This window comes from Nonomuraea sp. NPDC004354, assembly GCF_053602555.1.
Window position 1 is genome coordinate 297,723 of record NZ_JBSGDV010000001.1, and the last position, 23,325, is coordinate 321,047.

A 23,325-nucleotide genomic window follows, 5' to 3' on the forward strand; every position below is an offset into this window, starting at 1 on the left:
ACCCGGCCGGTTTTCCTCGCGACCACTTGTCGACACCCATACCGGCCGGTCGGTAGGGTCAGGTCATGGACTTCGCCTTCGACACCGTCACCGAGGACCTGCGCGAGCGGCTGCTGCGCTTCATGGACGAGTTCGTCTATCCGGCCGAGGAGGCCTTCGAGGAGCAGGCGGCGGCCGGCGGCTGGAGCAGCCCGCCGCTGATGTCCGATCTGAAGGAGGAGGCCCGCAGGCGAGGGCTGTGGAACCTCTTCCTGCCCGGCGAGCACGGTGCCGGCCTCACCAACCTGCAGTACGCGCCGCTGGCCGAGATCATGGGCCGCAGCCCACGCATCGCGCCGACCGCGACCAACTGCGCCGCGCCCGACACGGGGAACATGGAAGTGCTGTCGATGTTCGGCAGCGAGTGGCAGCGCAAGGAGTGGCTGCAGCCGCTGCTCGACGGCGAGATCCGCTCGGCGTTCGCGATGACCGAGCCCGAGGTCGCCTCCTCCGACGCGACCAACATCGCCACCCGGATCGTCAAGGACGGCGCGGAGTACGTCATCAACGGCCGCAAGTGGTTCATCTCCGGCGCGATGAACCCGGACTGCAAGATCTTCATCGTCATGGGCAAGACCGACCCCGACGCGCCCAAGCACCGCCGGCAGAGCATGGTGCTCGTTCCCCGCGACACTCCCGGCCTGCGCATCGAGCGCGGCATGCACGTCTTCGGCTACAGCGACGCCGACCACGGCGGCCACGCCGAGGTGGTCTTCGAGGACGTGCGCGTGCCTGCCGGGAACCTGATCGGCGAGGAGGCCGGCGGCTTCGCGATCGCGCAGGCCAGGCTCGGCCCCGGCCGTATCCACCACTGCATGCGCATGATCGGCATGGCCGAGCGGGCGATCGAGCTGATGTGCAGGCGCTCGCTGAGCCGTACGGCCTTCGGCAGGACCATCGCCGAGCAGGGGGTGGTCCAGGACTGGATCGCCGAGTCCAGGGTGCGCGTCGAGCAGCTCAGGCTGCTGGTGCTGAAGACCGCCTGGCTGATGGACACCGTCGGCAACAAGGGCGCCCACACCGAGATCCAGGCGATCAAGATCGCCACTCCTCGTGACGTGGAGTGGATCCTCGACAAGGCCATCCAGGTGCACGGCGCCGGCGGGGTCAGCCAGGACTTCCCGCTGGCCGGGCTCTGGGCGGGCGTGCGCTCGCTGCGCTTCGCCGACGGGCCCGACGAGGTGCACAAGCGTTCGCTCGCCCACAGGGAGCTGAAGAAGTGGATGTAGTCGACAGGTTCCTCGCGAACGCTCCCTCCGACCGCCTGGAGTTCCTGCGCGCCAGATTCGACGCGGGGCTGGCGTGGGTGCACTTCCCCGTCGGGCTGGGCGGGCTCGGCGCGCCCCGCGAGACGCAGCAGGAGGTTGAACGCGCGCTCGCGCACACCCCGCAGCTCGACACCGGCGTGCAGGCGATCGGCCTGGGCATGGCCGCCCCGACCATCCTCGCCTTCGGCACCGAGGAGCAGAAGAAGCGCTTCCTGCGCCCGTTGTGGACGGGCGAGGAGATCTGGTGCCAGCTGTTCAGCGAGCCCGGCGCGGGCTCGGACCTGGCCACGCTCGCGACGCGAGCCGTCAAGGACGGCGACGAATGGGTCGTCGACGGTCAGAAGGTGTGGACCTCGGGCGCTCACCACGCCCGCTGGGCCATCCTCGTCGCCAGGACCGACCCCGACCTGCCCAAGCACCGCGGCCTGACGTACTTCATCTGCGACATGCGCGCCCCCGGCGTCGAGGTGCGCCCGCTGCGGCAGATCACCGGAGAGGCCGAGTTCAACGAGGTCTTCCTCACCGGGGTGCGGCTCTCCGACGACCTGCGCCTCGGCGAGGTCGGCGACGGCTGGCGGGTCGCCCAGACCACGCTCATGAACGAGCGCGTGGCCATCGGCGGCGGACCCGTCCGCCAGGGCGGCGGCATGATCGGGCTGGTCGCCGACGCCTGGCGCGAACACCCCGGGCTGCGCACCCACGACCTGCACCAGCGCCTGCTCGCGCTGTGGGTGGAGGCCGAGGTCACCCGCCTGTCAGGGGTACGGCTGCGCGAGCAGCTCGCCGCGGGACAGCCCGGCCCGGAGGGCTCGGGCATGAAACTGTCGTTCGCCAGGCTCAACCAGGCGCTGACCGGATTCGAGGTGGAGTTCCACCGCGACCTCGGCTACGACGACTGGGCCTTCCGCCGCTCCGACTCGGTCGACTTCCTCGGCCGCGGCCCCGGCTACCGCTACCTGCGGGCCAAGGGCAACTCGATCGAGGGCGGCACCTCGGAGATCCTGCGCAACATCATCGCCGAGCGCGTGCTCGGCCTGCCCTCCGAACCCCGCGCCGACAAGGACGTGCCCTGGAAGGACCTGCCGCGATGACGCTGCTCTACACCGACGTCGAGGACGAGCTGCGGGCCACCGTCCGCGCCGTGCTCGCCGACCGCTGCCCGTCGTCCGCGGCGCCGGCCAGGGTGGAGGGCGAGCCCTGCGACCTCGGGCTGTGGAAGACGCTGGCGCGAGACATCGGCGTGGCCGGGCTGCTGATCCCCGAGCAGTACGGCGGAGCGGGCGCCTCCGCGAGGGAGGCCGCGGTCGTGCTGGAGGAACTGGGCAGGGCGGTGGCGCCGGTCCCGTTCTTCACCAGCGCGGTGCTGGCCACCCACGCCCTCCTCCAGGTGGGCGCCGCCGGCCCGCTGGGCGCGATGGCGGAAGGCGAGAGCACCGCGGCCCTCGCCGTGCCGTTCGCGGCCACGCCGTACCGGGAGGTCCCCTCCGGGGTCACCCTGAGCGGCGGGAGGCTGAGCGGGCAGGTCCGCGGCGTGGCCGGCGCCGACGTGGCCGACGTGCTGCTGGTGCCGGCCGGTGGCGTCCTGCACGCGGTCCGCGCGGCCGGCGCCCGCGTCGAGGTGGTGCCGTCGCTCGACCTGACCAGGCCGCTCTCGAACGTCACCCTGGACGGCGCCGCGGCCGAACCGCTGGGCGCGTTCGACCTGGCGGAGACGCTGCGCTTCGGGGCGGGGCTGCTGGCCTCCGAGCAGCTCGGCGTGGCCGAGTGGTGCCTGGAGACGACGCTCGCCTACGTCAAGGAGCGCTACCAGTTCGCCAGGCCCGTCGGGTCCTTCCAGGCGATCAAGCACCGGCTCGCCGACCTGTGGCTGGACGTCGTCAGGGCCAGGGCCGCGGCCCGCGCGGCCACCGCCGCCGACCCGGTGTCGGCCGCGGTCGTGCAGGCCTGGAACGCGGGCGTGGCGGTGCACGCGGCGGAGGAGGCGGTGCAACTGCACGGCGGCATCGGGATGACCTGGGAGCATCCCATCCACCTGTACCTCAAGCGCGCCAAGTCCACCGAGATCGCGCTCGGCACGCCGGGTGACCACAGGGACGCGCTGGCCGGGCTCGCAGATCTGCCGGCTCCCGCCTGATCGTCAACGCGCCGCGACGCCGTACAGGAGGGTGTCGAGCAGGCGGGCGGCCAGGGCGTCGGGGTCGGCGTCGTCGGGCGCCGTGTGCGCGGTCTCGGTCAGCAGCGCCAGGTAGGCCTGCCGTACCCAGGCCACGTCCGTCTCGGGGCGCAGCAGCCCGGTGTCCCGCGCCCTGGCGAACACCGCGTCGCACTTGCCCATCACGCTCTCCTGCACCTGCCTGGCCTCGGCGCCCATCGGCACGGGGCCGGCCAGGGTGAACCGCCATCCCGGTTTGACCTCGAGGATCGCCGCCGTCGCCTGGTGGAGGGCGACCAGTGGGGGAGCGGTCTGCGGGCGCGCGGCCTCGACGATCGCGTCGAGCTCGCGCCACGCGGCCAGCTCCATCGCCTCGATGAGCGCCTCACGGCTGGCGAAGCGCCGGTGGATCGTGGCCCGCGCGACCCCCGCCGCCTCGGCGATCTGCTCCATCGTGGCCGAGGGGTTCTCGCGGAACAGCCGCTCGGCGGCCGCCATGATCGCTCGCACGCTGCGCTCGGCGTCCGCCCGCAACCGCCTGACTGTCATGCGCCGACGCTACAGCACCTAACTGAGACAAAGTGTTGCAGTTATCTGCCAAGCTGCTACATTCGCTCTCATGAACAAGACTGCTCTCGTCACCGGGGCCTCCTCCGGGATCGGCGCCGAGTTCGCCCGGCAGCTCGCCGCCCGGGGTCACGACCTCGTGCTCGTGGCCCGCTCCGTGGAGAAGATGGAGGCGCTGGCCGCCGAGCTGGCCGACCGGCACGGCGTCGCCGTCGAGGTGATCGGCCAGGACCTGTCCGCCCCCGACGCCGCCGCCAGGGTGGCCGAGCGCGTCCAGGGACGCCGGATCGACCTGCTGGTCAACAACGCGGGTTTCGGTACGGCGGGCCGCTTCCAGGACCTCTCGCCGGAGCGCGAGCACGACGAGCTCATGGTCAACGTGGTCGCGCTCGTCGGCCTGACCCACGCGCTCGTGCCGGGCATGCTGGCGAGAGGGGAGGGGGCGGTGGTCAACGTCGGCTCCACCGCGGGTTTCAACGTCGCGCCCTACTTCGCCACCTACGGCGCGTCCAAGGCCTTCGTCCTCAACTTCAGCCTGGCCCTGTGGAGCGAGCTGCGCGGCACCGGCGTCAAGGTGCTCGCCGTGACCCCGGGGCCGGTCGAGACCCCCTTCTTCGACGTGCTCGGCACGAGAGACGCGGCGATCGGCGGCAAGATGTCGACGCCCCGGCAGGTGGTCGCCGCGGCGCTGCGCGGCCTCGACCGCGACCGCGGCTACGTGGTGCCGGGGGCGAGCAACTTCGCGATGGCCCACCTCATGCCGCGCCGGCCGCGCCGGCTGCTGGCCCTGGTGAGCCGGATGGTCACCAGGGGCGTCGCGCGCACCCCTACGGTCGCAACGACCTGATCAGCAGGTCGGCGAAGTGCGCCCCGACCTGGGCGCCCGACAGCCGGCCGTCGGCGTGGTACCAGGTGCCGAGATGGTGGACCGAGCCGAAGAAGTAGTCGACCACGATCTCGGCGGGCACGTCCGCACGGAACACGCCCTCGCGCTGCCCCTCGGCCACCAGGTCGCGGAAGCGTTCGTGGTAGCGCCGGCGATCGGCCCTGACCGTCTTCTGCGTCTCGGGGGCCAGCAGGTGCATCGACCTGAAGAAGATCTTGGAGTCGTCGAGGTTGTCCGCCGTTGTCTCCACGACGTCGGCCGCCGCGGCGTGCAGGCGCTCCGCCACGGTCCCCGGGCCGTCGGCGATCCTGGTCAGCCTGTCCATCTGCATCCGCAGCACGCGACCGTAGATCTCGTGCAGCAGGTCGTCCTTGGAGTCGAAGTAGTGGTACATCGCGCCCTTGGTGACCCCGGCCGCGACCACGATCTCCTGCACCGACGTGCTCTCGAAGCCGCGGTCGGCGAACAGCCTCGTCGCCTCCGACAACAGCCGCTGCCTGACCGGTTCATCCTGTGCCATGGTCAACAGCATACCGACTGGTCGGTTGAGTGTCCGGAAGGGCCTCGTCACGGCTAAGTTAGGCTTACCTTGGGTATCTGATGACCAGCGAGGGATCTTCGGCGTGGCAGATCCAAGGTGGACCTACTGAACTCGGGGAGTTTGCCGTGCCCGGTGGCTCGATCTACGTGCAGCAGGACGAGAAGTTCACAGGTTCGTCCCCGCAGTGGTGGTACGAGAAGTTCTGGCGCGAGGACGCCAAGAACCGGCAACGGTCGAGGGCGATCAAGGCGGCAGTCGGGTTCGTCGCGGGGCTGGGGCTGGCCTTCCGCTTCGACCTGCCCTGGATCCCCGTCTTCGGGCTGCTGTTCGCCGGTCTCGTCGCCGCCCTCGACTGGGGCATCGTCTGGTACAACTTCAACGCCACCTCCGTCTGGCGCGGCCGCCGCCGCGGCGAGGTGATCACCCAGCGCAAGCTCAAACGCGGCCTCAACAAGTCCGGCTACCGCATCCTGCAGGGCCGGGCCATCCGCGGCCAGGCCTCCATCGACCATCTGATCATCGGCCCCGCCGGGGCCTGGATCGTCGACAACGAGGCGTGGTCGCCCGACACCGACATCGCGGCCTACGGCGGGCGGCTGTTCTTCGGCGAGAAGTTCGGCTCCCACGTGGCCAAGCCGCTGGTCGACACCGCCGACGCCTTCGCCGCACTGCTCAGCAGGGAGACCGGCATCGCGCTGTCCATCGAGCCGATGCTCGCCGTCCACTGCGGCCGGCTGCCGCGCGGTGGCATCGTGAGTGGCGAGGGCATCACGCTGCTCAAGCCCTCGCTGGTGGCCAAGGTCATCAAGAGGGCGGGCCGGGTGGTGCTGACCGAGGAGCAGATCGAGCTGATCGCCCGTACGGCGGCGCGGGAGCTGGCTAGGCCAGTCGCTCGATGAACTCCGCCAGCTGGGTGACGTTGCGGCACTCGCGCATCGGCACGATCGAGCCGTAGGCGGTGGCGAGGGAGTCGCCGCTGTCCCACTGCCGCCTCGGCTCGGGGTTGAGCCAGTACGCGCGCCGGGCGCCCTTGGCCAGCCGGCGCAGCGTGTCGAGCGCGGGCGGCTGGTAATTGGAACGCGCGTCGCCGAGAATCAGCAGGCTGGTCCTGGGCCCGACGGCGTCCTTTTCGGCGAACTCCTCGAATGCCCGCCCATAATTCGTCCGGCCGAACCGCGACATATGAGCTTCTGTTGCGAGTCGGGTCAGTGCCTCGCCCACATCTCCACCCGGGGTGAAGAACCGCGTGATTTCATCCACGGTGTCGACGAAACCGAATGCGCGCACCTTGGTGAACTGCTCCCTCAGCGCATACGTGAGCAGCAGCGTGAAATGGGCGAAGGACGAGACCGAGTCGCTCGTGTCGCACAGGATGACCAGCTCCGGCTTGTGCGGGCGCGGCGGCCGGAACCTCGGCTCCACGGGCACGCCGCCCGTGGACAGCGACGCCCGCACCGTCCTGCGGAAGTCGAGCCGCCCGCGCCTGCCGTGCCTGTGCTTGATCGTCAGGCGCGTGGCCAGGCGGCGGGCCAGCGGATACACCTCTCTGCGCAGCCTGGCCAGGTCCGCCCTGGTGATCCGCAGGAAGTCCAGCTGGTCCACCGGCGGCCGTACGGCGGAGCGGGCGATGCGCTCGATGCCGGAGTCCTCGGCGATCCGCCGCCGGACGTCGGCGGCCACGGCCTCCTCGAAGCGCCTGATATTGGTGGTGATCCGTTGCCTGGCGGTCCTCTCCTCCAGGCCGCCCCGCGGGACACCCCGCAGCAGGCGCGCGATCAGGGTCTCGGGGGACAGGGCCCGCATGACGCTGTAGGAGAACCAGTTCTGCCTGCCCTCCGCGGCGGGCTGGCGGCCGAACCGGTCGACCATCGCGCGGGCGAACTGCCTCATCTCGGCCTCCGTCGAACCGTGCAGCAGCTCGGCCAGGCGCTCGCGGGGGTCGTCGGGCGGGTCGGCCGGGTGCTCGCCTGGGCTGCCTGCCGTACCGGACAGCCCGGTGGTGGACGACGGGAACCACAGGTCGAACAGCATGTCGAAGCCCGGCCGGTAGGCGGGCTTCTTGACCAGCGTCGCCGCGTAGGCGGCCCGCAGCGACTCCCGCTCGGTCAGGTCGATCACGCGCAGCGCCCTGGCCGCGTCGAGACCCTCCGCCAGCGACACGGGCAGCCCCGCTTCGCGCAGCGCGTGCACGAAGCCGACATGCCGGTCCACCAGGCTCACAGGCCCAGCTCCTTGCGGGCGCGCGCCTGGTCGGAGGCGTGCTTGAGCACCACGCCGAGCGTGCCGGAGACGGTCTCCTCGTCGAGCTCCGCACGGCCGAGCGCCAGCAGCGTGCGCGCCCAGTCGACGGTCTCGGCGACCGAGGGGGCCTTCTTCAGCTCGAGCGCCCGCAGCGTGGCCACCGTCCTGGCGAGCTGTTCGGCCAGGTCCGCGGGCAGGGTCGGCACCTGCGACAGCACGATGTCGCGCTCACGCTCCGGGGTCGGGTACTCGATGTGCAGGTAGAGGCAGCGCCGTTTGAGCGCCTCCGACAGCTCCCGCGTGGCGTTGGAGGTGAGCACGACGAACGGCCGCAGCGTCGCCTCGATCGTGCCCAGCTCGGGGATCGTCACCTGGAAGTCCGACAGCAGCTCCAGCAGCAGGCCCTCGACCTCGACGTCCGCCTTGTCCGTCTCGTCGATCAGCAGGACGGCCGGCTCGGCGCTCCTGATCGCCTTGAGCAGGGGCCGCTCCAGCAGGAACTCCTCGGAGAAGATGTCGTCGTCCGAGCTGGTCGCCTGGATGCGCAGCAACTGCTTCTTGTAGTTCCACTCGTACAGCGCCCTGGCCTCGTCGAGCCCCTCGTAGCACTGCAGCCTGATCAGGCGGGCCCCGGTCGCCTTCGCGACCGCCTTGGCCAGCTGCGTCTTGCCGACCCCCGCCGGTCCTTCGGCGAGCAGCGGCTTGCCGAGTGCGGCGGCCAGGAACACCGAGGTGGCGATGGAGTCGTCGGAGAGGTAGTCAACGGCGGCGAGGCGCTCGCTCACGTCGGCGGGCGAGTTGAACATCGATGCTCCTGTCGGGCGGGGGGCCGAACTTTATTCTAGCAGGGGCCAACAATAAGTCCGAATTGACGGGTTCTGTGGCGTTAAGAGAAATGGCGATAAACGGTCTTCTGCCTTATTGCAGTAATGGCCATGGCAAGAAGCGGATTGTGTCGGTTCGGCGGATGCGACATGAGGGGATTTCCCGCTTCGACTTCACAGTCACTCAGAGAGGAAAAAGCGATGCGTATCGCAGTAGCCGCCACCGGCCTGATCCTGCTCTCCGGATTCGGTCTCGCCTCCATGGCGACCTCCGTCGCGGCGCAGAGCCTGCCCGGCCGCGCGGTCCTCGCCGCCGATCCCGACGACGACTTCGGTCCCAGGCGCTTCGACGAGGACCTCGACGACGACCTCGGCAGGATGAACGGCCGTAAGGGCGGCCTCGGCAAGATCGACTTCGGCAAGGGAAACTTCGGCAAGATCGGCCACGACTTCAAGGGCAACCCCGGATTCAAGGGTGACCCCGGCTTCAAGGGCGGCCACGACTTCAAGGGCGACGGGTTCAAGGACGGCCACGACTTCAAGGGTGGCCACGGGTTCAAGGGCGGCCACGGCTGCGGTGGTGGCGGCGGCGGATGGTGGGGCGGCCCCCGCTGCGGCGGCTGGGGCCCGGGCTGGGGTCCCGGCCCCCACACCGGCGGCGGCGGCATGGCCAAGGCGACCGTCCGCAAGTGATGATCCGTCACGCAATCGGCCGCCACGCCCTGTGCGTGGCGGCCTCCCTCATGGCCCTGACCCTCACACCGGCGCCCGCGAACGCGGCCACCGGCAGGGCCGAGTCCCCCGACCCCGCCGGACCTCGCACGCCCAAGACCCCCGACCCCTCCGGGCCCCGCACGCCCAAGGCCTCCGACCCCGCGGGGCCTCGCACGCCCAAGGCTCCCGACCCCTCCGGGCCTCGCACGTCCAAGGCCCCCGATCCCACCGGACCCGAGACTTCCGAACGCGCCCGTCCCGGAGCGCGCCAGGCGCCCGACGTGTCTCCGCCCAAGGCGCCCACCCCACCCCAGTCACCCCACCCACCTGCGCCGTCGAGCCCGCCCAAGCCGGCCGCCCGCTCCAAGCCCATGACCCCGCCCGCGCCGCCCAGCCCGTCGAAGCCGGTCAGTCGTTCCAAGCCGGTGACTTCGCCTGCGCCGCCCAGTCCGCCGAAGCCGGTCGCCCGCTCGAAGCCGTCGGTTCCACCTGCGCCGTCGAGCCCGCCCAAGCCGGTCCGGACCCGCACACCAGGCCCGGGAAAGGCCGACACGCCGGGCCGGGCTGAGAGGCCCGGGCAGGCCCGTGCCGTCGCGCCCGCGCCAGTACGAGGCGAGCCGGTCTCCCGGCCGGTCAAGCAGGTCCACACTGCCGCGCCCGCGCCGGCGCGAGTGGAGACGACCCCCAGGCCGCCGCAGCAGGTCCGAGCCGACCGCGCCAGGCCCGGCGGTGCCGAAACCTCCACACCCCGCCGTGCTGAGACGTCCGAGCCCCGCCGTGCCGAGACCTCGGAGCCCCGCCGTGCCGAGACCTCCGCACCCCGTCGGGCTGAGACGTCCGAGCCCCGTCGGGCCGGGACATCGGAACCTCGCCGGGCTGAGACCTCCACACCCCGTCGGACCGAGACCCCCAGACCTGGCCGGGATGAGACGTCCGAGTCCCGTCGGGCCGGGACGTCCGAGGCTCGCAGGGCCGGAAGTCTCCAGGCCGCTCCGGCGGAGGTGCCCGCCCGCGCCAGGCCGTTCCCGGTCAAGCCACCCCGGACGGCGGCTGTCGGGCCCACCGGAGCCAAAGGGATCGACTCGCCTCCCCTGAACCTCCAGATCCCCAGCCTCGACATCGCCGCCGCCGTCATGCGGGTCGGCGTCGACGAGGACGGCAGGATCGGCGCCCCGCCGCTCAGCGTCTCCGACAAGGTCGGCTGGTTCAAGATGGGGCCCAGGCCGGGCGCGCCCGGCGCGGCGGTGATGGTCGGGCACTACGACAACACCACGGGCCCGGCCGTCTTCTACCGGATCAGCGAGCTCACCCCCGGCAAACGCGTCTTCGTGACCCGCAAGGACGGGCGCCGGCTGCGCTTCGTCGTCACCAAGGTCGCCACCTATCCGAAGGACGAGTTCCCCGCGCGGGAGGTGTACGGCGATCCCGGGCATCCGGCCCTCCGGTTGATCACCTGTGCCGGGGCGTTCAACACCACCACGAGGCACTACCTCGACAACACGGTGGTCTTCGCCAAGCTCATCACCGGGCGGCGGGCGGCCGGACCGCTGGACCGCCGCTGATTCGACCTGTGTCGTGAAGTCGGGTATGTTTCTTCCCGCAGGCGCCGCTAGCTCAGTTGGTTAGAGCAGCTGACTCTTAATCAGCGGGTCCGGGGTTCGAGTCCCTGGCGGCGCACAGCTGAAAATCTGGCCCGGCCTCCACACGGAGGCCGGGCCAGATTTGCGTTGGGGCCAGAATGAGCGCATCAGCGAGCAGAAGCTTCCCCTTCTTCCGTCGGCCTGCGACTTGTCTCCGTTTCCGGACGAGGACACTCTGGCGACGGGTCTGGTTGTTCCGAGGTGGCCGGCGTCCAGCCTCGCGGATGAGACAGGGCCACGGCGTCCGCGGTATGACGGGCGACCTGCGGAACGACCGTCACGTAGATATCGGCCATCAGCACGATGCTGGAATGACCGAGCCGGTCCTGGATGGATAATTTGCGCCAGCCTGAAGCGCGAGACTGGCGGCTCCATGTCGCAGATCATGCAGACGAATGGGCGGAAGTCCGCTTTCGGCCGATCAACGTGCCGAAGGTTCGGGTCAGGACGTCGGGAGTCATCGGGCGGCCGCGTTGGGCGTTGAAGACGTAGCCACCGCCGTCTTCACCGAGGAGGGCGAGTTCGGCCTGCTGGTGGTCGCGGTGGCGGCGTAGTGCGGTGACGGTGGCGTGATCGAGCGCGATGGTGCGGCGGACGGACGGCGGCGTCGAGTGCGGCGCGCAGGGTGGCGTGCAGGCGGGTGAGCATGGTCGCCGAAGTGGGCGCGGGTGGCGGGATCGTGGCGGACATGCGCTGCACGTCGCGGATGGACAGGTCACGGAGCGGGATGCCGCCCAGATACGCGGATGAGTAGCTGTCGACGTGCGCGGTGTAGTTCCGTGGATGTGACCGGTGACGGGCAGGGCGACTCTCCGATCAAGATGGGGTAACGGTGAGTGAATCATGGGGATGTTTGCGATGATGAAGGGGGCCGGGTCAGGTCGAGGGAGGTGAGGCTGGTGTCCTACAGTCCGAAGTTGGCGGCGGCGCTGTCGGGTGCCACGCTTCGCCAGCTCGCGCACTGGCGTAAGGCCAGTTCCGGCCGTGGCGCCGTGCTGGTGCCGGAGATCTCACCGGTACGGCCGGTGCTGTACTCGTTTCGGGACCTGGTCGCCTTGCGCACGTGTGTGAAGCTGCGCAATGACGCTTCCTTGCAGAGGATCCGCCGAGCGTTGGACACGCTCCGCGACGATCTGCAGGAGCGCGAGCATCTGTCGGCTTACCAGTTGGTGACCGACGGGTCGACGATCTTTCTGGTCGAGCAGGGGCAGGCCACCGACCTGGTGCATCGCAAGGCCAACGTCATCATCCATGAACTGGTCGAGGTGCTGCGGCCGTTCTATCGTGATGGACGGCACATTCCGGATCTACTGCGTCCCCGGGAGCACGTCACGGTCGACCCCGCAGTCCGCGGCGGTATGCCGGTGATCGAAGGAACCCGCGTGCCGTACGACGAGATCGCGGCGCTGTTGCGGGACGGCGTTCTGGCCGAGCGGATCGCGGACTACTACCCGAGCGTGTCGGCCACCGCGGCCTTGGATGCGGCCGATTTCGCCGACTACGTCGACAGTTACGAACCCCCCAGGGAGCAGCGTGAGGCTGCTGCTGGATGAGAACGTCCCCCGTCCCTTGCAACAGGTTCTGACCAGCTTCGTGCTGAACCACCACATTGTCCATCTACTGGATCTTCCAGGTTGGTCGGGTACGCGGGATGAGACTCTGTATCCGCGCGCCGCGGCCGAGGGGTTCCATGTTGTTGTCACCAATGACGGCCGTCAGATGCAGCGACCTCGGGAAGTGGCCGCGATCGCGGCCTCTGGCCTGCACCGGATCGAATACCCGCACAAGCACCCGGGGCTGCTCGGGATGGGCGTCGCGATCGCGACGGTCACCGCGGGGTTGCCGAGTGCGCTGGCGTTGCTGGAAGAGGCCGGCGGACCGCGCTTGATCACGTTGCGAGGAGTCGATCCCACGGTGGCGAGTCGGCTTCAGACGATCGACCCTGCGATGAATCCGCCCAGGTTCTGGCCTATGTCTCTGTAGTCTGAGCGGACCGCCAGGCGTCCCGGATCTCGGGCCGGATCGCTCCACGCGAAGCAACGGGGAGCCCTCCGATCGAACGACGCGGACTTCGGTGACGGAGGGTCGTGGCTTGAGCGGAGAAGCAGGTGGCGTGACGCGCTTGTGGCATGACGGCTGCCGGGCGGGCTGTGATGGAGGAGCGGCTCCTCGCGGCACTGGTCGGTGACTTGCGGTGACCGGGTTGAGGGCGGTGGCTATCGCTGCTTGCGGCGCTTGCGGCGGACGTCGACGCCGCCCCAGAACGCGAACCCGGTGACCCTGATCCGCGGCGCGCCCGGTGCTCCGGCGCCGCTGGCGGCGTGGTCGAAGCCGCCCATGATGCCGATGCCGGTCACGTCGACGTCGGCGTCGTCGGGCACGACGATCTCGACCCCGCCCATCACGGCGAACGCCCTGATCGTGATCTCCCCGCCGGTCAGCACGGCCTCGCGCAGGTCGATCTTGCCGCCGCCCCAGAAGGCCACCGTGGTGAACAGCCGGGGCGCCCGCCAGATGCCTTTGCGGTGGTATCCGCCCATGACGGCGATCGCCACCCCGCTCTCCTTGCCCGGCGCCGTCGAGGCGGCGGGGGAGTGGACGGGGGTGGGCAGGTCGTGGGTGAGGAGGTCGAGCTCCGCGTAGGTCTTGGCGGAGTAGACCTGGTCGAGGCGCTCGTGGAACTCCTCCATGCCCAGCCGCCCGTCTCCCGCGGCGGCGCGGAGGATCTCGGCGGTGCGTTCGCGGTCGAGGTCGGCGGCGCGCATGTCCTGGGGGCCACGGTCGGGCAGGGGGCTGCTCATGGGTAAAGCGTAGACCGGTTTCACGTGGTGCGCGGGGTCGTGCGAAGCTGTCAGTGTCCCCAAGACCAGGAGGTCCTGATGGCTGAAACACCGGCGGAACCCGAGCCGATCGAGGCTCCCGAGGATGAGCTGAAGCGGAAGTTCCGCGAGGCGCTCGAGCGCAAGAACAACGCGCACGCAGACTCGGTCGCGGGCGGGCAGGGGAAAGGCCCCTCGAAGATTCACGGTGCCCACGGTCCCGCCTCGAACAAGCGGACCTTCCGTCGTAAGAGCGGCGGCTGACGCCACGACGTCGAAGGGAGGGTACGGCACCTGCCGTACCCTCCCTTCTTTTTCCCGCATTGTGGCGCTGAGCTGCGGAGATGCGGCTGGTGGGAGAATGTGAGAAACATTCTCAATAGCGCCTGGCGGAATAGCCTTGCCACTCTGGAGAGCTTTTTCGCTCCTCTAGCTATAAATATCCATAACCGCCGTCTTCTCCGTCTTTTTGGGGGCTCCTCCGCCTCCTACGCTGTCCCGGTCAGCGCGACGGTGAGGGAGGTCTCGTGCTGGGACTCGATGACTGCCTGGCCGAGGTCATGGCCATACCCGGAGCGCTCGACGCGATGGTGGTCGAGCACACGAGCGGCATGGCGGTGGTCGCGAACGGGAGCGAGGGCCTGGACGCCGAGCGCTCCGCGGCGGCGCTGAGCGAGGCACTGCGCCACACCACGGACGGGCTCGCCCAGACCTCCCCCGATGGAACGATCCGGATCGACGAGATGCTCGTCACCACCGACAAGGGCCACCATCTCGTGCGCCACGTGGTGACGCCGTTCGAGGGCCCGCTGGTCATCTACGTGCGGCTGGACAAGGAGCGGGCCAACCTCGCGCTGGCCCGCTACCGCCTGCAGGCCATCTCAGGACAGTTGACCTCGTGACATGCCGGCACTGGACACGCTGCTCGCCGGGCTGGCGAGAGAACGCTCGACGGGCGCCCTGCGGGTGGGGCGGGCCGGCGCGATCTTCATGGACGCCGGCCGGGTCACCTACATGGAGTGCGCGGACACGCCGAGGGCCGAGGACGTGCTGATGGCCAGCGGCAGGGTCTCGGCGCCCGCCCTGCGCAGGGCCCAGCGCGAGGGCGGCGCGCGCCTGGTCGACTACGGCATGCTCACCAAGGGCGAGCTGCAGCACTGCGTGCTCGGCGCGGTCCTCGACGCGGCGTACTTCCTCCTGCCGGTCACCGGGACCAGGCCCAAGTTCCGGCCCGGGGAGCGGCACTGGCTCGGCTCCCACTGGTTCTTCGAGGTCGAGGAGATCGTCCGCGAGTGCGGCAGGAGGCGGGCCCAGCTGGAGCGCGTCTGGCCGTCGGCGGACGTGGACACCGCCCCGGTCGCGCCGGTCAGGCGGCCGCCGGGCCACCGTGTCGTGCTGAGCGACCTGCAGTGGGAGATCCTCGTCCACGCCGACCGCGCGGCCACCCCCCTGGAGCTGGCCATGAGGCTCGGCCGGCCCGGCTACGCGACGCTGCTGGCCGTACGGCGGCTGGCGGCGGCGGGGCTGCTCACCCGTCCGGAGGGTACGGCGCCGCCGCTGCCGCGACGGGTCGACCGGGTTCCGGAGGCCGGGCCGCGCCACGACCCCGACGCTCCTGCTCTGCCCCTGGGGCCCGTGGTGACCGCGGACCCGACCGACGTGAACCTGCTGTTGCGGCTGAAGAAGGCGCTGGAGGAGCTGTCGTGAGGTTCCCCTCACTCAGAAGGAGGCCACCGGTGGAGCTGCGGGACGAGGTGCTGAAGGAGATGATCCTGTTGCGCGAGCGTACGCCCGACGTCAGCGGAAGCATCGCCTGCAGCGTGGACGGGCTGACCATCGCCAGCGACCTGACGGGCGGCAACGTCGAGCAGACCGCCGCGCTGTCGGCGGCGCTGCTGGCCCTCAGCAGACGCATGGCCGTCATGGCCGGCAAGGGTGCCCTGGAGGAGACCCTCATCTCGGGCAGCGCGGGCTTCGCCGCCTTCTACACGGCCGGCCCCACGATCGTCCTCACAGTCCTGGCCGAGCCCGGCACCAATCTCGGGCTGCTGCGGCTGGAGGGTCGCAAGACGGCGGCGAGCGTCGCCGCCATCGCATCGCGAAAGTGACTCGCATTCACACGGAGGAAACGCATGGCCAGCATGGACGTCTCGCTCAAGGAGATGATGGCGATCGACGGCGCGCTCGGGGCCGTCGTGGTCGACTACGGCAGCGGCATGGCGCTCGGCGCCCTCGGCGGCTCCAAGGACCTGGACCTGCAGGTGGCCGCCGCGGGCAACACCGAGGTCGTCAAGGCGAAGATGCGCACGATGGAGTCGCTCGGCCTCAAGGAGGTCATCGAGGACATCCTCATCACGCTGACCGGTCAGTACCACATCATCAGGCCGATGACCGGCAGGGGCGGCAAGGGACTCTTCCTTTACCTGGCGCTGGACCGCACCAGGGCGAACCTGGCGCTGGCGCGCCACCAGCTGCGCGGCATCGAGGAGAAGCTCGAGGTCTGACGGACCACGCCCCGTGTCCGCGGCGCGGCGGGCACGGGGCGTGCCGTACGACCGGCCCGCGCCTTCTTCAGCCGTGTGTACTCCGGCTTTACCCCGGCGCCGCTGCCGATTTCATGATTTTTATCCCCTTGATCGGCTTTCCTGCCGCGCCCGCGCAACCCGTTGTTTTTCAGGGGTTTCCGCGCTCTCCGCGCCTGCTGAATCGTGACGATAAAGGGTAGATCCTCTTTCCGATTCATGGGTTTGCTTTTGCCTTTGGGGTGATTTGCCCATAGAGTCCTTTGCGTTACCGAGCGGTGACCGTGCTCTTCACCAGGGAAGAGTCGGCCGGTCGGCGCCGAATCCCGCGACTGCGGGAACCGGGGACCCATCTCTTTGGGGTGAATCCGGCCTCGTGCCGGTAGGGCATCTCCACGCCCGAACCCGTCAGCTAACCCGGTAGGCGAGATGGAGAGGACACCACCCTTGTACGACAGCCCCCCGAACTGAGCGGCGCTTCCCCCCCGCTTCCTTTCGCGCTCTGTCTTTTCGCGTAGCGACTGCTAGGCCCATGCCCGGCTACGCCTTTGCCTGATCTTCATGTGAGCGCGGATTTCCTATCCCTCGCACAAAGGACTTTCATGACCCGCCGCTTTGGCATGCGCGCTTCCGCCCTGCTCGTCACCACCGCCCTCGCCGTCGGTTCCGGCGCCGCCGCCGCTCTCGCCGAGCCCACGGAGCCCGACCTCGCCCGGACCACCCAGCAGCGGACCCTCCTCCAGGGAGGCACCACCGCCTCCTACTTCTGGGACGACTCCTCCGGCCGCGCCGGCGACACCGGCCTGCCCGCGAGCGGCATCCCGATGCGCAAGGGCCTGGCAGCCAGCCCGAGCTGGCCCCTCATGACCGAAGGCTACGTCGTCTACAAGGGTAAGAAGGCCCCCTTCTTCGTGGGTGACCGTGGTCCTGGCGTGCCCTCCAGCAGCGGCGTCATGCTCGACCTCGACGCCAAGACCTTCGCCTACCTCACCGGCGGCGAGTTCAACTCCGACACGCTGATGGTGAACGGCAACGGCGGTCAGGGCCACATCAAGGTCCAGTACGTCATCACCAAGTGGGGTGACGGCGTGGGCAAGAAGAACCACCCCGTCGCCTTCTCCACCGGCGCGTGGGGTCGTATGGACCACAACCCGGCCAAGCCGCCGGTCGACTACCTGGCCCTGGCCGAGAAGAAGAAGGCCGAGGCCGCCAAGAAGGCGCAGGCCGCCAAGAAGGCCGAGCTGGTCGCCGCCCGTGAGGCGGACGAGCAGGAGTCCAAGGGGACGACGGCCGCCGCCGCGTCGGTCAGGCCCGCCTCCTTCGACGGCCCGGTGCGCACCACCGCCGCCCGGAGCGCGACCGAGGACGACAGCCACACCGGCACCGCGCTGGCCCTCATCGGCGGTCTCGCGATCGTCGGCGGCGTCGGCTACCTGGGCCGCGACCACCTGCGCAAGGTCGTCTCCCGCTGATCTCCCTCTTGTCGTCATGCGAAACAGAATGAGATTCTGCTTCGCATGACGCTCATGGCGCGCGCCAACGGCATCGACATCGCCTACGACCCCATCGGTGACCCCCAAGACAGGCCCCTTCTGCTGATCATGGGGCTCGGCTCCCAGCTCGTCCACTGGGACGACGAGTTCTGCGAACTGCTCTCCAGGAGGGGCCACCACGTCGTCCGCTTCGACAACCGCGACGTGGGGCTCTCCACCCACTTCCGCGAGGCGGGCGTGCCCGACCTCACCCCCGGCGCGGCGGCGCCGTACCTGCTGAGCGACATGGCCGGCGACGCGGCGGGCCTGATGGACGCGCTCGGCTGGCCCGCCGCGCACGTGGTGGGCATCTCGATGGGCGGCATGATCGCCCAGGCGCTCGCCATCGGGCACCCCGGCAGGGTGCTGACGCTGACCTCCATCATGTCGACGCCCAGCCCCGAGGCCGGGCCGCCCACCCCCGAGGCGATGGCCGCGCTGTTCGGCCCGCCCGCCGCCGACCGGCAGGGCGCGATCGAGCGGGCCCTGGAGGTCTGGTCGGTGATCGGTTCGCCCGGCTACCCCCTCGACCGCGAGCGCGTCGCCCGGCTGGCGGGCCTGGCCTTCGACCGCGACCACGATCCCGCCGGGACCACCAGGCAACTGGCCGCCATCCTCGCCTCAGGCGACCGTAGCGAGGGATTGGCGGGCGTGCGGGTGCCCACCCTGGTGGTCCACGGCGAGGCCGACCCGCTGGTCCAGGTCTCCGGCGGCCGGGCCACCGCCGCCGCGATCCCCGGCGCGCGGCTGATGACCTTCGAGGGCATGGGCCACGACCTGCCCCGCCCGCTGTGGGAGCAGGTCATGGACGCGATCACAGATCTTCAAGCGCGCTCCGCAGCCGCCGCAGCAGGCTGAGGTCCGCCGGTTCGTGCCGCATCTCGGTGCCGGGCGGCGCGGGGACCCGCTTGGGCAGCGCGGGCGCCCTCCTGGGCTTGACGAGCAGGTCGGCCGCCGCCAGTTCCCGTACGGCGAGCAGCACCGTGTAGGCCGTGGCGTCCAGCCGCCTGGCCAGTTGCAGCGGTGTCGCGGTGCCGTCGGCGTGGACCAGCACCTCCCACTGCCGGGCGCTCAGCGTGACGCGATCGCCCGGCAGGCGGGAGACCGGGACCACGGGCGCGGCGTCGAGCTCGTCCGACGGCCAGACCTCGTCCAGCCGGGTGCTCCTGCGGACGCATTCGGCGATGAGCTCGTCGACCTCGAAGTGCCAGTGCGGGCCCAGCCAGTGGCGCTCGCTCGGCTGGAAGGTGGGCCGGGCGGCGTCGGTGCCGAAGAGCACGAGCGCGGCGTCGAGCACCGCCCTGCGCAGCTGCTCGGCCAGTTCGTCGCGGCTCAGCAGGCCTTCGCCGAACAGCGGCTCGCCGCCCTCGCGCCGGGTCACCGCCCGGTCCACGTCGGCCGGGCTCACCCGCCCGCCGCCGGTGAGCAGCTCCTCGATGCCGGGCGTCTCGGCGCTCTCCATGTAGGTCACCTTGCCCTCGAGCAGGTAGACCACCCCGGAGCCGCCCACGCGCAGGGCGCCGGACGAGCACACCCCCGCCAGCCCGGTGAGGAGGCTTTCCAGCGGACGCACCGAGTCAGGCTATGAAGGCGCGGGCCGTACGGGAAGAGACCGGTGGTGGATATCTTCATCCCGGGCGGAGAAAGTTTTCTCCGGGGAGTAAGGATCACACCGCGTGATCGGCTGCCTCCCTGCTGTTGAGGATGAGGTGGACGTTCCTCTCCGCCCAGCGGGTGACCTCGGCGAGCGGCTGGTGCAGCGAGTGGCCCAGGTCGGTGAGCGTGTACTCCACCCTGGGCGGCACCTCGGCGTAGACCTTCCTGGTCAGCAGCCCGTCGTACTCCATGGCCCGCAGTGTCTGGGTCAGCACCTTCGGGGTGACGCCGCCGATGCGATCGCGCAGCTCGGTGAAGCGCATCGGCCCGCGGGACAGGCTCAGCAGGACGAGGACCGACCACTTGTCGCCGATGCGGTCGAGGACCAGTCGGGTCGGGCAGTTGGGGTCGAAGGCGTCGCCAGTATCCATAAGGTACCTATAGCACGATGAAGTAACCAGTATCCAATGGATACTATCGATGTCATGAAGAAGATCCTGGTTTTCGGCGCCACCGGCATGATCGGTCAGCGCATCGTCACCGAACTCGTCAACCGCGGCCACGACGTCACCGGAGTGAGCAGGTCGGGCCCGGTCAAGGGCAACGTCACGCAGGCGGCCGAGCTCGCCGCCGGCCACGACGTGGTGATCTCGGCGATCGCCCCGCCGCGCGACGGCACCGAGCCCGAGGCGCCCTTCCTCGCCGCCACCAGGGCCCTGATCGACGGTGTCCGCGAGGCCGGCGTCCGGCGCCTGATCACCGTGGGCGGCGCCGGCGGCCTCGAGGTGGCGCCCGGCCTCGATCTCGTCGACACGCCCGACTTCCCGCAGATCTACAAGAAGGAGGCGCTGTCCCAGCGGGCCGCGCTCGGGCTCTACCGGGAGGTCACCGACCTCGACTGGACCTACGTCGCCCCCGCCGCGATCATCCAGCCGGGGGAGCGCACCGGCACCTTCCGCCTCGGCGGCGACCGGCTGCTCGCCGACGAGCAGGGCAACAGCGTCATCAGCGCTGAGGACTACGCCGTGGCCGTCGCCGACGAGATCGAGAAGGCCGAGCACGTGCGGCGCAGGTTCACCGTCGCCTACTGATGAAAAACGTGGCCGCTGGACTGCCGATACGGCGCTGACCTGCGAAAAGAGCGGCTCGGCAGTCTGATGGCCACGTTTCTCATCAGTACTGAGGCTCGTCGGGCAGCAACGCCTTCTCGTCGGGCTTGTGGACCAGGACGGTCTCGACGTACGAACGGACGGCGGCCGGGAGCCCCATGTCGCTCCCGGCCTTCTCCGACAGGAACCAGCGGTGGTCGAGCACCTCGTGGAAGAGCTGCGCGGGCTCCAGCTTGCGCCGCAACTCGTCGGGAATGGCCTCTATCGTCGGCTGGAAGACCTCGGCCAGCCACCTGTGGGCCACGATCGCCTCGTCCTCGTGGCGCAGGCCCTTGGCCACGCGGAAGCCGTCGAGATCGTTCAGCAGCCGCCGGGCCTGGTTCTCCTCGGTGTCGAGCCCGGTCAGGCGCAGCAGCCTGCGCTGGTGGTGACCGGCGTCCACGACCTTGGGCCGGACGATCAGCCGCCCGGTGCCGACCTTGCGGCGCACCATCATTTCGGCCACGTCGAAGCCGAGCAGGTTGAGCCGGCGGATGCGGTTCTCCACCTTGTGCCAGTCGACCTCCTCGATGATCTCGTCCTGTGTGATCTCCTCCCAGAGCCGGTGGTAGCGCGAGGTGATCTGCTCGGCGGTGTCGTACGGGTCGATCGACGGGTGCAGCAACCCGCCCGCCTCCAGGTCGAGCATCTCGCCGAACAGATTGGTGTAGGCGACCTCGATGTCCTGTAGCCGCTGCCCCTCGCTGATCATCGGGTGCATCTCGCCGGTCTCCGCGTCGACCAGGTAGGCGGCGAAGGCGCCCGCGTCCCTGCGGAACAGCGTGTTCGACAGCGAGCAGTCGCCCCAGTAGAAGCCGTTGAGGTGCAGCCGCACCAGCAGCACGGCCAGCGCGTCGAGCAGCCTGGTGAGCGTGTCGGGGCGCAGCGTCCCCGACATGACGGCCCGGTAGGGCAGCGAGAACTGCAGGTGCCGGGTGATGAGCGCGGAATCGAGCCCCTCATCCCTGCCCGTGACGTACGCCACGGGCTCGACGGCCGGAGCGTCGAGCCTGGCCAGGTCCCACAGCAGCCTGTACTCCCGCTTGGCGTACCGCTCGCTGATCTCCTTGATCGCGTACACCTTCCCGCCCAGCCGGGCGAAGCGCACGACATGGCGGGAGATGCCGCGCGGCAGGTCCACCAGGTGACGGGCGGGCCACTCCGCGAGCGGCAGCTCCCACGGGAGTCTGATGAGGTCGGGGTCGCCGAGGGCGCCGGTGATCTGTAGCGGCATTTGACCAGGATATGGTGCGAGCGTGGACGAGTTTCTGACCTGGTACTTCAACCGTAACCCCGTCTCCGCCACCCTTCTCGGCGCCGAGGGCCACGACCGGACGCTCGGCGACTACACCGAGCAGGGCCTGCTCGCCTACGAGCGCGAGCAGGCGGCGTGGCTCGAACGGCTCGCGACGTGGGAGACCCCCACGCTCGACGACGAGATCGACCGCGACCTGGCCGCCTCCCACCTGCGCGGCGAGCTGGCGCTGGCCACCTGGCCGTGGTGGCGCCGCGACCCCACCGCCTACCTCGGCGGGATCTTCTCCTCGCTGTTCGTGCCGTTCCAGCGCGCGCTCAAGCCCGAGCACGAGCTGGTCGAGGCCGCGGTGGCGCAGCTCGGCGAGGTGCCGGGCGTGCTGGCGGCCTGCCGTACCAACCTCGACCCCGACCTGGCCTCCGACCTGCAGGTGCAGCGCGCCCTCGGCCAGGCGCGCACGGCCAGGGGGCTGGTCACCCGCACCATCCCCGCGATGATCGCCGACGAGGCGGCGCGCGCCAGGTTCCTCGCGGCGGCCGAGCCCGCCGCCGACGCCTTCGACGCCTTCGTCACCTTCCTGGAGAACTTCACCGCGGGCGGCACCTGGCGCATGGGGGAGAAGCTCTACTCCACGCTGCTGACCGAGAAGGAGCTGCTCGGGTACGGCGCCGCGGGGCTGCACGAGCGCGGCAGGCAGCAGGTCGCGCTGCTGGACGGCCAGATGCAGGAGGCGGCGCGCAGGTTCGACGGTTCCGCCGACTGGCGCGCCGCGCTGGCGATCCTCGCCGACGACCACCCGCCGACCCTGGAGGCCATGCGCGCCGAGTACGAGGCGGAGACCCAGAGGGCCAGGGAGTTCGTGCGCGAGCGCGATCTCGTCACCTTCCCCGAAGGCGAGGAGTGCCTGGTACTGCCCTCGGCGGAGTACAACAGGCCGATCCTGTCCGTCGCCCACTACATCGCGCCGCCGCCGCTGACCAGCTCGCGGCGCGGCTACTTCTTCGTGCCCTACACCCCCGACGGCTTCACCGACGAGCAGGTACGGCAGCGCCTGCGCACCAACAGCCGCTTCCAGATGCCCGCGATCTCCGTGCACGAGGCCTACCCGGGACACCACTGGCACCTGGCGCACAAGGCGGGCAACCCCAGGACCATCCGCAAGGTGTTCAGCACGCCCTACTTCAACGAGGGCTGGGGCCTCTACGTCGAGAAGATGATCAGTGAGCAGGGGTACTTCGACACCCCGGCCACCGAGCTGGGCTTCCTCGACGCGCGCATCTTCCGCGCCGCCCGCATGGTCGTCGACACCGCCCTCCACTGCGAGGACATGTCGATCGCCGACGCCGAGGCGTACATGCTGGCCAACTCCTCGCTCTCGCCCGAGACGGCCAAGGGCGAGGTCAACCGCTACTGCGCCTGGCCCACGCAGGCGCCCTCCTACCTGACGGGCGCGCTGGAGATCGACCGGATCAGTGGCGCGTTCACCGGCTCGCTGAAGGAGTTCCACGACCGGATCGCGGGCTCGGGCAGCCTGCCGCTCGGACTGGCGGAGAAGGCCGCGCTCGGACGGGCGTGAGGCGA

26 protein-coding genes, 1 tRNA gene and 1 riboswitch are annotated in these 23,325 nt (G+C 70.2%); of the genes, 19 read left to right on the forward strand and 8 right to left on the reverse strand.

Annotated elements, in window-relative coordinates; translation table 11 throughout:
• Nucleotides 1-65 precede the first annotated feature (65 nt).
• The 3 genes from ACWENQ_RS01360 to ACWENQ_RS01370 are packed head-to-tail and all read left to right on the forward strand — an operon-like array spanning nt 66 to nt 3,441.
• Complete coding sequence (locus ACWENQ_RS01360) at nt 66-1,268, forward strand: acyl-CoA dehydrogenase family protein (RefSeq protein ID WP_452412558.1); 1,203 nt, start codon at nt 66-68, stop codon at nt 1,266-1,268.
• Nucleotides 1,259-2,398, forward strand: a complete 1,140-nt coding sequence (locus tag ACWENQ_RS01365) for an acyl-CoA dehydrogenase family protein (protein WP_452412559.1) — start codon at nt 1,259-1,261, stop codon at nt 2,396-2,398. The genes ACWENQ_RS01360 and ACWENQ_RS01365 overlap by 10 nt, the downstream gene beginning before the upstream one ends.
• Entirely contained in the window at nt 2,395-3,441 is a 1,047-nt protein-coding gene (locus ACWENQ_RS01370; RefSeq protein WP_452412560.1) for an acyl-CoA dehydrogenase family protein, read from the forward strand. The genes ACWENQ_RS01365 and ACWENQ_RS01370 overlap by 4 nt, the downstream gene beginning before the upstream one ends.
• A gap of 3 nt (nt 3,442-3,444) precedes the next feature.
• On the opposite strand, the gene ACWENQ_RS01375 is transcribed toward ACWENQ_RS01370, so the two are convergent.
• Complete coding sequence (locus ACWENQ_RS01375; RefSeq protein ID WP_452412561.1) at nt 3,445-4,008, reverse strand: TetR/AcrR family transcriptional regulator; 564 nt, start codon at nt 4,006-4,008, stop codon at nt 3,445-3,447.
• A gap of 70 nt (nt 4,009-4,078) precedes the next feature.
• Between ACWENQ_RS01375 and ACWENQ_RS01380 the strand changes: the two genes are divergently transcribed.
• Nucleotides 4,079-4,873, forward strand: a complete 795-nt coding sequence (locus tag ACWENQ_RS01380; protein ID WP_452412562.1) for an SDR family NAD(P)-dependent oxidoreductase — start codon at nt 4,079-4,081, stop codon at nt 4,871-4,873.
• Here ACWENQ_RS01380 and ACWENQ_RS01385 read toward each other — a convergent pair.
• Entirely contained in the window at nt 4,854-5,432 is a 579-nt protein-coding gene (locus ACWENQ_RS01385; protein ID WP_354913720.1) for a TetR/AcrR family transcriptional regulator, read from the reverse strand. The genes ACWENQ_RS01380 and ACWENQ_RS01385 overlap by 20 nt on opposite strands.
• 146 nt (nt 5,433-5,578) lie before the next feature.
• Here ACWENQ_RS01385 and ACWENQ_RS01390 point away from each other — a divergent pair, with 146 nt between their 5' ends.
• A complete protein-coding gene (locus ACWENQ_RS01390; RefSeq protein ID WP_452412563.1) occupies nt 5,579-6,352 on the forward strand; it encodes a nuclease-related domain-containing protein in 774 nt (257 codons plus the stop codon).
• Here the strand turns inward: ACWENQ_RS01390 and ACWENQ_RS01395 are convergent.
• Nucleotides 6,333-7,673 (reverse strand): vWA domain-containing protein, encoded by a 1,341-nt coding sequence (locus tag ACWENQ_RS01395; protein WP_452412564.1) that lies wholly within the window; start codon nt 7,671-7,673, stop codon nt 6,333-6,335. The genes ACWENQ_RS01390 and ACWENQ_RS01395 overlap by 20 nt on opposite strands.
• The gene (locus ACWENQ_RS01400; protein WP_452412565.1) at nt 7,670-8,500 is read right to left on the reverse strand and encodes an AAA family ATPase; all 831 of its coding nucleotides are present in this window, start codon (nt 8,498-8,500) and stop codon (nt 7,670-7,672) included. Before ACWENQ_RS01400 ends, ACWENQ_RS01395 begins: the two co-directional genes overlap by 4 nt.
• Before the next feature lie 219 nt (nt 8,501-8,719).
• On the opposite strand from ACWENQ_RS01400, the gene ACWENQ_RS01405 reads away from it, so the two are divergent.
• The 5 genes from ACWENQ_RS01405 (at nt 8,720) to ACWENQ_RS01425 (ending at nt 12,855) form a co-directional block, all read left to right on the forward strand.
• Nucleotides 8,720-9,211 (forward strand): hypothetical protein, encoded by a 492-nt coding sequence (locus ACWENQ_RS01405; RefSeq protein ID WP_354913712.1) that lies wholly within the window; start codon nt 8,720-8,722, stop codon nt 9,209-9,211.
• 1,022 nt (nt 9,212-10,233) lie between these two features.
• On the forward strand, nt 10,234-10,794 hold the full coding sequence (locus tag ACWENQ_RS01410; protein ID WP_452412566.1) for a class F sortase: 561 nt from the start codon (nt 10,234-10,236) through the stop codon (nt 10,792-10,794).
• Nucleotides 10,795-10,835: 41 nt separating this feature from the next.
• Nucleotides 10,836-10,909: transfer RNA gene (locus ACWENQ_RS01415), tRNA-Lys, on the forward strand.
• A gap of 880 nt (nt 10,910-11,789) precedes the next feature.
• Nucleotides 11,790-12,425, forward strand: a complete 636-nt coding sequence (locus ACWENQ_RS01420) for a DUF433 domain-containing protein (RefSeq protein WP_452412567.1) — start codon at nt 11,790-11,792, stop codon at nt 12,423-12,425.
• Nucleotides 12,406-12,855, forward strand: coding sequence for a PIN-like domain-containing protein (locus ACWENQ_RS01425; protein ID WP_449917445.1), 450 nt, complete (start codon nt 12,406-12,408; stop codon nt 12,853-12,855). The genes ACWENQ_RS01420 and ACWENQ_RS01425 overlap by 20 nt, the downstream gene beginning before the upstream one ends.
• A 233-nt stretch (nt 12,856-13,088) precedes the next feature.
• Here the strand turns inward: ACWENQ_RS01425 and ACWENQ_RS01430 are convergent, their stop codons facing one another.
• Nucleotides 13,089-13,673: a DUF1707 SHOCT-like domain-containing protein gene (locus tag ACWENQ_RS01430; RefSeq protein WP_449917443.1), complete on the reverse strand. Its 585-nt coding sequence runs from the start codon at nt 13,671-13,673 to the stop codon at nt 13,089-13,091.
• Between the two features lie 78 nt (nt 13,674-13,751).
• On the opposite strand from ACWENQ_RS01430, the gene ACWENQ_RS01435 reads away from it, so the two are divergent.
• The 7 genes from ACWENQ_RS01435 to ACWENQ_RS01465 all read left to right on the forward strand — a co-directional run bounded on the left by ACWENQ_RS01435 (nt 13,752) and on the right by ACWENQ_RS01465 (nt 18,603).
• Nucleotides 13,752-13,955: a DUF5302 domain-containing protein gene (locus tag ACWENQ_RS01435; protein WP_354913699.1), complete on the forward strand. Its 204-nt coding sequence runs from the start codon at nt 13,752-13,754 to the stop codon at nt 13,953-13,955.
• 263 nt (nt 13,956-14,218) lie between these two features.
• Nucleotides 14,219-14,593, forward strand: coding sequence for a roadblock/LC7 domain-containing protein (locus ACWENQ_RS01440; RefSeq protein WP_449917440.1), 375 nt, complete (start codon nt 14,219-14,221; stop codon nt 14,591-14,593).
• A 1-nt stretch (nt 14,594) separates the two neighbouring features.
• Nucleotides 14,595-15,398 (forward strand): hypothetical protein, encoded by an 804-nt coding sequence (locus tag ACWENQ_RS01445; RefSeq protein WP_452412568.1) that lies wholly within the window; start codon nt 14,595-14,597, stop codon nt 15,396-15,398.
• A 29-nt stretch (nt 15,399-15,427) separates the two neighbouring features.
• A complete protein-coding gene (locus ACWENQ_RS01450; protein WP_354913693.1) occupies nt 15,428-15,799 on the forward strand; it encodes a roadblock/LC7 domain-containing protein in 372 nt (123 codons plus the stop codon).
• Nucleotides 15,800-15,823: 24 nt separating this feature from the next.
• Nucleotides 15,824-16,195, forward strand: a complete 372-nt coding sequence (locus ACWENQ_RS01455; protein WP_449917434.1) for a hypothetical protein — start codon at nt 15,824-15,826, stop codon at nt 16,193-16,195.
• 325 nt (nt 16,196-16,520) lie between these two features.
• A riboswitch (cyclic di-AMP (ydaO/yuaA leader) is annotated at nt 16,521-16,655 on the forward strand.
• 160 nt (nt 16,656-16,815) lie between these two features.
• A complete protein-coding gene (locus ACWENQ_RS01460) occupies nt 16,816-17,685 on the forward strand; it encodes a hypothetical protein (protein ID WP_452412569.1) in 870 nt (289 codons plus the stop codon).
• A 45-nt stretch (nt 17,686-17,730) separates the two neighbouring features.
• Entirely contained in the window at nt 17,731-18,603 is an 873-nt protein-coding gene (locus ACWENQ_RS01465) for an alpha/beta hydrolase (protein ID WP_449917429.1), read from the forward strand.
• On the opposite strand, the gene ACWENQ_RS01470 is transcribed toward ACWENQ_RS01465, so the two are convergent.
• Together ACWENQ_RS01470 and ACWENQ_RS01475 are read right to left on the reverse strand one after the other, a co-directional pair.
• Complete coding sequence (locus ACWENQ_RS01470) at nt 18,560-19,318, reverse strand: hypothetical protein (protein WP_452412570.1); 759 nt, start codon at nt 19,316-19,318, stop codon at nt 18,560-18,562. The two genes, ACWENQ_RS01465 and ACWENQ_RS01470, sit on opposite strands and share 44 nt — an antisense overlap.
• Nucleotides 19,319-19,412: 94 nt before the next feature.
• Nucleotides 19,413-19,772 carry a winged helix-turn-helix transcriptional regulator gene (locus tag ACWENQ_RS01475; protein ID WP_354913683.1) on the reverse strand — a complete coding sequence of 120 codons (360 nt, stop codon included), beginning with the start codon at nt 19,770-19,772 and terminating at the stop codon, nt 19,413-19,415.
• Between the two features lie 54 nt (nt 19,773-19,826).
• On the opposite strand from ACWENQ_RS01475, the gene ACWENQ_RS01480 reads away from it, so the two are divergent.
• Nucleotides 19,827-20,432, forward strand: a complete 606-nt coding sequence (locus ACWENQ_RS01480) for an NAD(P)-dependent oxidoreductase (protein ID WP_452412571.1) — start codon at nt 19,827-19,829, stop codon at nt 20,430-20,432.
• Nucleotides 20,433-20,514: 82 nt separating this feature from the next.
• Here the strand turns inward: ACWENQ_RS01480 and ACWENQ_RS01485 are convergent, their stop codons facing one another.
• The gene (locus ACWENQ_RS01485) at nt 20,515-21,723 is read right to left on the reverse strand and encodes a DUF4032 domain-containing protein (RefSeq protein ID WP_449917422.1); all 1,209 of its coding nucleotides are present in this window, start codon (nt 21,721-21,723) and stop codon (nt 20,515-20,517) included.
• Between the two features lie 22 nt (nt 21,724-21,745).
• Between ACWENQ_RS01485 and ACWENQ_RS01490 the strand changes: the two genes are divergently transcribed.
• The gene (locus ACWENQ_RS01490; RefSeq protein ID WP_452412572.1) at nt 21,746-23,320 is read left to right on the forward strand and encodes a DUF885 domain-containing protein; all 1,575 of its coding nucleotides are present in this window, start codon (nt 21,746-21,748) and stop codon (nt 23,318-23,320) included.
• Nucleotides 23,321-23,325: the final 5 nt, after the last annotated feature.

Coding starts and splice junctions, on each gene's coding strand:
- ACWENQ_RS01360 (WP_452412558.1), top strand. CDS start 66: ATGGACTTCGCCTTCGACACCGTCACCGAGGACCTGCGCGAGCGGCTG.
- ACWENQ_RS01370 (WP_452412560.1), top strand. CDS start 2,395: ATGACGCTGCTCTACACCGACGTCGAGGACGAGCTGCGGGCCACCGTC.
- ACWENQ_RS01375 (WP_452412561.1), bottom strand. CDS start 4,008: ATGACAGTCAGGCGGTTGCGGGCGGACGCCGAGCGCAGCGTGCGAGCG.
- ACWENQ_RS01380 (WP_452412562.1), top strand. CDS start 4,079: ATGAACAAGACTGCTCTCGTCACCGGGGCCTCCTCCGGGATCGGCGCC.
- ACWENQ_RS01385 (WP_354913720.1), bottom strand. CDS start 5,432: ATGGCACAGGATGAACCGGTCAGGCAGCGGCTGTTGTCGGAGGCGACG.
- ACWENQ_RS01400 (WP_452412565.1), bottom strand. CDS start 8,500: ATGTTCAACTCGCCCGCCGACGTGAGCGAGCGCCTCGCCGCCGTTGAC.
- ACWENQ_RS01405 (WP_354913712.1), top strand. CDS start 8,720: ATGCGTATCGCAGTAGCCGCCACCGGCCTGATCCTGCTCTCCGGATTC.
- ACWENQ_RS01430 (WP_449917443.1), bottom strand. CDS start 13,673: ATGAGCAGCCCCCTGCCCGACCGTGGCCCCCAGGACATGCGCGCCGCC.
- ACWENQ_RS01435 (WP_354913699.1), top strand. CDS start 13,752: ATGGCTGAAACACCGGCGGAACCCGAGCCGATCGAGGCTCCCGAGGAT.
- ACWENQ_RS01445 (WP_452412568.1), top strand. CDS start 14,595: ATGCCGGCACTGGACACGCTGCTCGCCGGGCTGGCGAGAGAACGCTCG.
- ACWENQ_RS01455 (WP_449917434.1), top strand. CDS start 15,824: ATGGCCAGCATGGACGTCTCGCTCAAGGAGATGATGGCGATCGACGGC.
- ACWENQ_RS01460 (WP_452412569.1), top strand. CDS start 16,816: ATGACCCGCCGCTTTGGCATGCGCGCTTCCGCCCTGCTCGTCACCACC.
- ACWENQ_RS01465 (WP_449917429.1), top strand. CDS start 17,731: ATGACGCTCATGGCGCGCGCCAACGGCATCGACATCGCCTACGACCCC.
- ACWENQ_RS01475 (WP_354913683.1), bottom strand. CDS start 19,772: ATGGATACTGGCGACGCCTTCGACCCCAACTGCCCGACCCGACTGGTC.
- ACWENQ_RS01480 (WP_452412571.1), top strand. CDS start 19,827: ATGAAGAAGATCCTGGTTTTCGGCGCCACCGGCATGATCGGTCAGCGC.
- ACWENQ_RS01485 (WP_449917422.1), bottom strand. CDS start 21,723: ATGCCGCTACAGATCACCGGCGCCCTCGGCGACCCCGACCTCATCAGA.